Annotated in this window: 5 protein-coding genes; 1 reads left to right on the forward strand and 4 read right to left on the reverse strand. The window is 76.3% G+C overall.

What is annotated here, in order from left to right; genetic code table 11:
• A partial coding sequence (locus E1300_RS47760) for an acyl-CoA dehydrogenase family protein (protein WP_503104952.1) occupies positions 1-1,031 on the reverse strand: 1,031 nt, incomplete at its 3' end.
• 14 nt (positions 1,032-1,045) lie between these two features.
• Complete coding sequence (locus E1300_RS47765) at positions 1,046-2,140, reverse strand: ACP S-malonyltransferase (protein ID WP_242619873.1); 1,095 nt, start codon at positions 2,138-2,140, stop codon at positions 1,046-1,048.
• Between the two features lie 268 nt (positions 2,141-2,408).
• On the opposite strand from E1300_RS47765, the gene E1300_RS47770 reads away from it, so the two are divergent.
• Positions 2,409-3,470: a 3-oxoacyl-ACP synthase III family protein gene (locus E1300_RS47770; RefSeq protein ID WP_131763874.1), complete on the forward strand. Its 1,062-nt coding sequence runs from the start codon at positions 2,409-2,411 to the stop codon at positions 3,468-3,470.
• A gap of 119 nt (positions 3,471-3,589) precedes the next feature.
• Here E1300_RS47770 and E1300_RS47775 read toward each other — a convergent pair whose 3' ends face one another.
• The gene (locus tag E1300_RS47775; RefSeq protein WP_131763875.1) at positions 3,590-4,045 is read right to left on the reverse strand and encodes a DoxX family protein; all 456 of its coding nucleotides are present in this window, start codon (positions 4,043-4,045) and stop codon (positions 3,590-3,592) included.
• 208 nt (positions 4,046-4,253) lie between these two features.
• Entirely contained in the window at positions 4,254-4,403 is a 150-nt protein-coding gene (locus tag E1300_RS51020) for a hypothetical protein (RefSeq protein ID WP_165503331.1), read from the reverse strand.
• Positions 4,404-4,559: the final 156 nt, after the last annotated feature.

The following is a 4,559-nucleotide window of genomic DNA, read 5'->3' on the forward strand; positions in this document are numbered from 1 at the left end:
GTCACGTGCCGGGCGACCGCGGTCAGCGCGTACGCCGACGCCAGCGCGCCCAGCACCGCCTCCCGCTGGTTGCGGTAGTCGGTCAGCGGCCGCAGCGGCGCCAGCCGGCCCAGCGTGGCGCGGCCCGCCGAATGCGCCAGCAGCGTCCCCGCGGACGCGCGCGTGATCGCCGCCGACGCCGACACCACCGCCCGCCACACCGCCGGGCCGATCCCCATCGACCGCGTCAGCCGCGCCGCCGGAGACCCCACCGGGTCATGGAACGAGCCGTCGGCCTCGACGCGGGCGCCGTCGCTCAGCCACGACTCCCGCGGCACGCGCAATCCGTCCAGCCGCACGGCCGCGTAGTCGACCGGCAGGCCGCTCGTCTCGGGCGCCGGGACCACCGCGACCCCCTCGGGGACCCGCCCGTCCAGGCCGCGCACCGGCACGACGAACACGAACACGCCCCGCTCCCGCCCGCCGTGGACGAGCGTGGCGTACACCGCCGCGATCTTCGGGATGTCCGGATGCGCCGTGTTCGTCGGGAACTTCACCGCCGCGGCGTCCGGCGTGCTCAGCACGAACCCGCCCGTCGCGGGATCGTGGCGGGCGAGCGTGCGCGGCGACAGGTGGCTGTTGCTGCGCCCGGCCTCGGTCATCAGCAGGGCACCGAACGCCGACATCGACTCCAGCGCCGCGCGCGCCTCCCGCGGCCCCTCCCCGTCCGCGCCGAACCGCACGATCGGGCCGAGCGCCAGCGTGTAGTGCAGCAGCATGACGTGGAACAGCGCCGGATCGGCGATCGCCGCGCGCTCCAGCAGCGCGCACAGCGCCGGCGGGTCGTCCAGCAGCTCGGCGGCCGGCGGCGCGGCCAGCCCCGCGTGCCTCAGCCGCGCGTAGGTGACGGCCTGCCGCTCGGCCGCCGTGAGCCCGCCCGGGTAGGTGAAGAACTCCCCGGGGACGGCCTCGGCGAGCCACTTCCGGGCCCCCTCGTCCAGGGAGACGCCCCGGACGAAACGCAGAAGTCCGGCATCCGTTCCGGTGCCCATCGAAACGCTCCTGTTCAAGGTCGGGTATCGGAAGAGGCCCCGGGCCCGGACGCGCGAGACGGCGCCCCACCGGACGAGACCGAACCGGACGGGCTCGGGCCGGGCGAGGTCGGGCCGGGCGAGGTCGTGTGACGGGCGGTCGGGCGGGACGGGCGGCCGCGCAGCGGGACCAGTGTGCGGGCGCCGGGCAGCGACAGCCGCGCGCACTGGCACAGCGCCTCTCCCGCGCCGGCCTCGGCGAACACGGTGGCGCCGGCGTCGCGGACCGCCCGCAGGGTCTCCGGGAGCCGCACCGGCTTGACGATGCAGTCGGCCAGCGCCCGGTGCAGGTCGTCCTCGTCGCGGTAGGCGCGGCCGCGCACCGGCGAGTGCACCGGCACCTCCAGCGGCCGCTGCGGGAACGCGCGGATCCGGGCGTACCACTCCTCGTCCGCGCCGGACATCGCCGGATGGTGCGCCAGGTAGGGCACCGCGAGCCGCACCGACCGGACCCCGCGCCGCACGGCCGCGCCCAGCACCGCCTCCAGCGGCCCGGACGGGCCGCTCACCACCGTGGCCGACGGCGCGTTCACGCACGCGACCACCACCTCCGGGGCGCCCGCCGCCGCGACGCACGCCCGGGCGCCGTCCTCGCCGGTCTCCAGCAGCCCCATCCCGCCGCCCGCGCCGTACCGCGCCAGCACCTCCACCAGCCCGACGGCCATGCGGGCGCCGTCGGCGATGCCGAACGCCCCGGCGCACACCAGCGCGGCGATCTCCCCGAAGCTCTGCCCGACCGCGAACCCCGGCTGGACGCCCAGCGCCCGCAGGGCCCGGTCCACCGCGACCGACGTCGCGTACCCCGACAGCTGCGCCACGCCGGGCACGCACGCCGCCTCCCTGTACCCGGCGGGATCGGTCAGCAGGATCGCGCGCAGCGAGGGCCACCCCGAGCGCGGCAGCCCCTCCTGGACGGCGTCGAGGACGTCGGCGACGGCGCGGCCGGCCGCCGGCCCCGAACGGGCCAGGGACAGCAGATCCGGCATTCCGGACGAACCGGTGCCGGCGAACAGGAAGGCGTAGACGTCGTCGGGCTTGAGCTCCTCGGCCATACGGAAAGAGAAGGGCACGCGGGTCTCCTTACCAGAACGGAAGGCTCTCTTTTCTTCTCAGCTAAAAAGCCACGTGACCAGGAGTCGCCGAACAAAGACTCTGGAATGGGATTATTCACTCAAGGAATCGGCCAGACAACTGTCAGTGGTGTCGGCAGGTCGTCGCCCTCGGCGAGAGCGCGCGCCACCCGCGCGAGAGGCCGGCGGCGCCCGCCGCGCCCCCGCGTTGCCCGGCCGGCGAGCCGACCACGACCACCGGCGCCGAGCCGGTTGGGGGGAGCGACGCATGACCGGGCAACCGGACGTCCGCGGACCGCGAACCGAACGGCACCCACCCGAGGAGGCGTCCGCCCCGCGGCTCGCGTGGGGGATCAGGGGCACCGGCTCCCACCTCCCCGGCCGGCAGGTCCCGAGCGAGGACCTCTCCCGCTCGATGGGCCTGCCCCCGTCCTGGATCGAGCGGTGCACCGGGATCCGCCGCCGGCACGTCGCCGGGGACGGCGAGGCCGCCTCCGACCTCGCCGCGGCCGCCGGCCGGCACGCGCTCGACGCCGCCCGCCTCGACGCCGCCGACCTCGGCCTCATCGTGCTCGGCACCTCCACCCCCGACGAGCTCGGCCCCTCCACCGCGTGCCGGGTGCAGGCGCTGCTGGGCGCCCGCACCGCCGCCGCGTTCGACGTCGCCGCCGCCTGCACCGGATTCGTCTACGGCCTCCAGGCCGCCGTCGGCTGGCTGTCGACCCAGCGCGGCGCCCCGCCCTACGCCCTGGTCATCGGCGTCGAGGTCTACTCCCGGTTCCTGCACCCCCGCGACCGGGCCACCCGCGCGCTGTTCGGCGACGGCGCCGCGGCCGCCGTGATCGGGCCCGTCGCCCGCCCCTACGGGCTCGGCCCGGTCGTCCTCGGCTCGGACGGATCCCGCGCCGGAGACGTCCTCATCCCCGCGGGCGGCAGCCGCGCCCCCGCCAGCCCCGCCACCCTGGCCGCCCTCGGCCACACCATCCACATGGACGCCCGGGCCGTCCGCGACTTCATCACCGCGATCTTCCCCCGGCTGGTCACCGAGGCGTCCCGGACCGCCGGGATCAGCCCCGCCGACCTCGCCCTGGTCGTCCCCCACCAGCCCAACCCCCGCCTCGTCGCCTCCCTGGCCGCCGACGCCGGGCTGAGCCCCGCGCAGGTGGCGATCGCCGGGCAGGACGTCGGCAACATCGGCGCCGCGAGCCTCCCCTACGCCCTGGACACCGCCGTCCGCGCCCGCGGTGTCGGCCCCGGCGACCTGGTCCTGCTCGCCGGGTTCGGCGCCGGCCTGACCTGGGGCCACACCCTCATCACCTGGCCGCCCTGATCGCACCGCCGAGGCCGGCGGCCCGGAACCCCTCGGGGCTCCGGGCCGTCCGCCGGACCAAGCCGGTGCCTCGGGACGGTCCGGCGGACGGCCTCCCGCACCCGGCACGGGGAGCGGGTTCAGCGCTTCAGCGACCTCAGCAGCTCCCGGGACTCCTCCCGGCGGTCCCACGCCACCGCGGCGAACACCACGGCGAGCACGACGGGCAGCGCCGCCCAGGCGGGCTCCAGCACCAGGATCTGGGTGAGCGCGGCCCCGGCCATCAGGCCGATCAGCCCGGCCGCGGCGAGCCCGGCCAGCCGGGGCACCACCAGCCCGATCGCGCCGGCGGCCTCGACGGCGCCGGTCACGTACCGGAACCACTGGCCCCAGCCGATCTCGTTGAACGTCTCCACGGCCTGCGCCTGCCCGGCGAACTTCGGCAGCGCCGACCCGGCGAACAGGAACGCCGCCAGCAGGATCTGCGCGCCCCACAGCACGCGGCGCAGGACGCGGCGCCCTTCCGCGGACGCGGCGGCGGGGCGGGTGGACGCGGCGGTGGCGGTGGTGCGAGCGGTGGTGTGAACGGCGGTCATGACGGTGGTCCTTCCGTGCGGTGTCTCATCGGCCTTCACTGACGCGTCGCACGGGCACCCGCCGGATCGACATCCCGGCGGACTTTTTTTCGCAGAAACTTCGCGAGACCGCATCCCCGCAGGTCAGAGCGCCTCAGAAGCGCCTCAGGCGAGCGGGACACCGGGGGAACGGGGCCGGTCAGGGCCCCGTTCCCAGGATGCGGGCTCGTCAGCTGTGGCAGCTGTTGCAACCGCACGTGCCCCAACAGCCGCAACCGGACTGGGCGCTGTCGCCGGTGTGGGCACTGTCGTTCTGGACGGCCTCGAACGCGAACGCCGCCGCGTCGCCGCCCTGGACCTCTTCGGTGATGCTGTCCATGCTGTTCATCCTCTTCCTCTCGTGATGATCGGCCCGCGGGGCGGGCCGCGTTCCCCGCGGGGCGCCGTCCGGCCCCGGCCCTGCCGAGCCGGGGTCGCCGCCGCGCGGAGTCCTAGGCCGACGGGACGCCGCGCACGGCGTCCGCCGGAGGAGGGG

It is taken from the genome of Actinomadura fibrosa (assembly GCF_900659615.1).
Taxonomy (GTDB): domain Bacteria; phylum Actinomycetota; class Actinomycetes; order Streptosporangiales; family Streptosporangiaceae; genus Spirillospora; species Spirillospora fibrosa.